This window comes from Chamaesiphon sp. VAR_48_metabat_403 (genome assembly GCF_031422475.1).
Lineage (GTDB): Bacteria > Cyanobacteriota > Cyanobacteriia > Cyanobacteriales > Chamaesiphonaceae > Chamaesiphon.
Genome location: NZ_JANPLS010000499.1, coordinates 1 through 3,339, shown reverse-complemented (window position 1 = coordinate 3,339; position 3,339 = coordinate 1). Strand labels below are relative to the sequence as shown.

The 3,339-nt window shown below is 45.8% G+C and carries 3 protein-coding genes; 2 read left to right on the top strand and 1 reads right to left on the bottom strand.

Annotated features, from left to right (window positions below; all coding sequences use genetic code 11):
* Positions 1-177: 177 nt before the first annotated feature.
* Positions 178-1,107 carry an aldo/keto reductase gene (locus RMO79_RS23510; RefSeq protein WP_310485696.1) on the bottom strand — a complete coding sequence of 310 codons (930 nt, stop codon included), beginning with the start codon at positions 1,105-1,107 and terminating at the stop codon, positions 178-180.
* Between the two features lie 210 nt (positions 1,108-1,317).
* Between RMO79_RS23510 and RMO79_RS23505 the strand changes: the two genes are divergently transcribed.
* Together RMO79_RS23505 and alr are read left to right on the top strand one after the other, a co-directional pair.
* Positions 1,318-1,812 carry a DUF6559 family protein gene (locus RMO79_RS23505; RefSeq protein WP_310485694.1) on the top strand — a complete coding sequence of 165 codons (495 nt, stop codon included), beginning with the start codon at positions 1,318-1,320 and terminating at the stop codon, positions 1,810-1,812.
* Between the two features lie 93 nt (positions 1,813-1,905).
* Entirely contained in the window at positions 1,906-3,054 is a 1,149-nt protein-coding gene (gene alr / locus RMO79_RS23500) for an alanine racemase (RefSeq protein ID WP_310485693.1), read from the top strand.
* Positions 3,055-3,339: the final 285 nt, after the last annotated feature.

Sequence of the window (3,339 nt, the reverse complement as noted above, 5' to 3'; positions counted from 1 at the left end):
AATATTTAGTAGATAAGAACTAAAAATTCGATGTTGTTACCAACAACCACAGCGGTTAGAAACCGCTGCTAGTAGTGCAAAATCCGCCTACGCGGACTAATAAACTAGTCCGCGAAGGCGGACTTTGTACCACTAGCAGCGACTTTAGTCGCAGGCATTTCTGGGCAGCAATTTGGATTATCCCAAATACCGCAATTCACTCACTTCATCAGCGGACAATTCCCAACCCAATGCACCCGCATTTTGATCCACCTGAGCGGCGGTTTTGATCCCTGGAATCGGAATGACACCGGGCTGACAAATCAGCCAGTTAAGAGCCACCTGAGCGGGAGTTTTGGAATATTTATCGCCTAAGGTTTGGAGCTTGGCTAAGACGGGTTGCAGCTTCTGTAACCCAGCCGCCTGAAAACGGCGATCGAGACTGCGTGCGCCAGCGGGTGGATTGCTGGCTGTATACTTACCCGTAAGCAACCCTTGAGCTAACGGACTATATGCCAAAATTGTCACATCTAATTCTCGCGCCGCCGCCAGTACACCATTTGTCTCGATTTCGCGGGTAATCAGTGAATACCGCATTTGATTGACAGCCAAAGGCACCCCACGCCGAGCTAATAACCGATGAGCTTCGCGGAGCTGCTCGGCATTATAATTACTCACGCCGACAGCCTTAACGCGCCCTTGCTCTACCTCATCAGCCAGCGCATCCATCAAGCCCGATTGACTCAGAAATGATGGTGCGGGAAAATGAACTTGATACAGATCGATCGAGGGCATCTTCAACCGTTTTAAACTAGCAGTTACCGCATCGGCAACATCTTCTTTCCGAAACCGCCAGGGTAAGGGCATGTATTTAGTCGCAATCTGCGTCGTCGCATGGGTTTCTTTAATAAATTTACCCAATAGCTCTTCAGATTTGCCCAAGCCATACACTTCAGCAGTATCGAGAAACGTAATTCCTTTATTAATCGCGGCTTGAAAAGCCAAACGCAGCTCGATTTCACCATAATCTTTACCATAGCCCCAAAATAACGAATCGCCCCAAGCCCAAGTACCAAATCCTAGCGGTGTAACTTCAATACCTGTATTACCGAGCGTGGTAGTTGCCATAATTTAGAATCGAGAGGAAGGATATTTCTTAATTCTAACTAAAACGCTAGTCGTGCATAATTGATGATAACATCTCCCAATTTGATTAGTAGCAACAGCATCCCCTTTGTCAATTAATCTTTTGGCTGTTATACCCAGAAAGTATGGATGCCAATAACCTTGATGAAATCGATGAAATTAACCCATAACCTAAATTAATGAGGTAAATCGATGACTAATATCTTCCAAAGAGCTGCTACCAACATCATTGACAATCTTAAAAGACCTCAAAAATATCGAGCGATTCGATCTTATGCTCGACGAGTTGGTCGATTGCTACAAGCTACTTATGGTAAGCAAATAACGTATACTTCGCTCCAAATTAAGAAAATACTGAAAGAATGGGGCTACAGTACTAAATATGATTGTTATGCGCTAGCAATGTATTGTTCCGATGTAGATTTTATCGAATATCATAACTCCATCGGAGAATCTTGTAATTATGAAGCAATGCGGCGCGAGATCGGTTACTGCTTATCTGGTAGTAATGCAGATTTTAGTACCGCTAGTTTAATCGATGGCAGTTTTCAGTTTGATGCTCCCGGACATGCCGATCGGATCGAACAACATCATCATTATGATGGATCTGCTGATGCTGGATATCATAGCCATCACGATTATGGTGGGGATAGCTGCGGTAGCGATTTTGGTGGTGGATTTGATTAGGCAACGGCTGGCATGGTTGGAACATAATATGTGAAAATTCACACTTGATACCAACCAATCGCCAATTAATAACGTTGTAACTATCAAATATTTATGGACGATCGAACTATTGATTGGGAACGAGAACGGGCTTGGGTAGAAATCGATCGATCCGCATTAGCTCATAACGTCCGCCAAATTAGGAGTTTATTAGCACCTAACACCCAAATTATGGCAGTAGTCAAAGCTGATGGCTACGGACATGGGGCGATCGAAATCGCTCTAACGCTCATCTCGCAGGGGGTTGAATGGTTGACGGTGGCGACAATTACTGAAGGCATCGAACTGAGAACCGCAGGGATCGTCGCACCCATTCTAATTTTAGGAGCGGCTAATAGTCACATCCAGATCGAGGCGATTTTAACATGGCAGCTACAACCGACATTATGCACGATCGCCCAAGCCATTCTGCTCTCTAAAACAATTGCAAATTTCGAGCCACCCGTACCGATCTCCGTTCATCTCAAGCTCGATACAGGCATGTCCAGATTGGGGGCAAATTGGCAGCAAGCGGCTGCTTTTTATGGTGAAGTCGCCAATTTGCCATATTTACAAATCGGCAGCTTGTACTCTCATTTAGCCACCGCAGACGACCTCGATCCCACCGTGATGGAACTGCAAATCGATCGCTTCGATCGCGCGCAAGCCGCCATCATCGACGCAGGCTACGAACTACCACCCAGACATTTAGCAAACTCCGCCGGAATAATGGTAACCGATCGAGTCCATTATCAGTTAGTCCGACCGGGACTGAGTTTATACGGACTTTACCCCGCACCGCACCTCAAATCGGCGATCGATCTCCAGCCAGTCATGAGCGTTAAAGCGCGGATTTCTCAAATTAAAGCAATTACCACCGGAACGGGTGTAAGTTATGGTTATCGATTTATCGCCGATCGAGATATGCCGATCGCGATCGTCGAAATCGGCTATGCTGACGGCATTCCCCGCCGTTTGTCCGATCTAATGCAAGTAGCGATTAGAGGTCGATTGGTACCCCAAATTGGCACGATTACAATGGATCGGATCGTCATCGACATTACTCAGATTCCCGATCTTCAAGTCGGCGAGATCGTTACCATTTTAGGACGCGACGGCACAGTCGAAATTACCGCCGACGATTGGGCAACCGCACTCGGCACGATCTCCTGGGAAATTCTCTGCGGATTCAAACACCGATTGCCACGGGTGAATGGGAATTGATAACTAACGGGATGCGATCGAAATAAACAATCGAGTTCGATCGAGTCTCTATTATGCCAGATAATAAGCTGAGGCTGGAGATTAAACATGTTAGGTAAATCTTCAAATCTGGCGATCCCAGAGATTGAAATATAAAGAACTCGATTAGAGGATGTTTGGAAAGTATAAACAGGTACCAGTAGAGAAAAAGCTTCCGCGAATTGTTAGGCTGAATAAAATTCAAAACTTAGACAGCCATCGAGGAAGCCATGAGTCAAGCCTACACGACGGAACTAACAGTAGAAC

What these genes read in the sequence shown, in the direction of transcription:
- RMO79_RS23505 (WP_310485694.1), top strand. Translation starts at nt 1,318, where the DNA reads ATGACTAATATCTTCCAAAGAGCTGCTACCAACATCATTGACAATCTT.
- RMO79_RS23510 (WP_310485696.1), bottom strand. Translation starts at nt 1,107, where the DNA reads ATGGCAACTACCACGCTCGGTAATACAGGTATTGAAGTTACACCGCTA.
- alr (WP_310485693.1), top strand. Translation starts at nt 1,906, where the DNA reads ATGGACGATCGAACTATTGATTGGGAACGAGAACGGGCTTGGGTAGAA.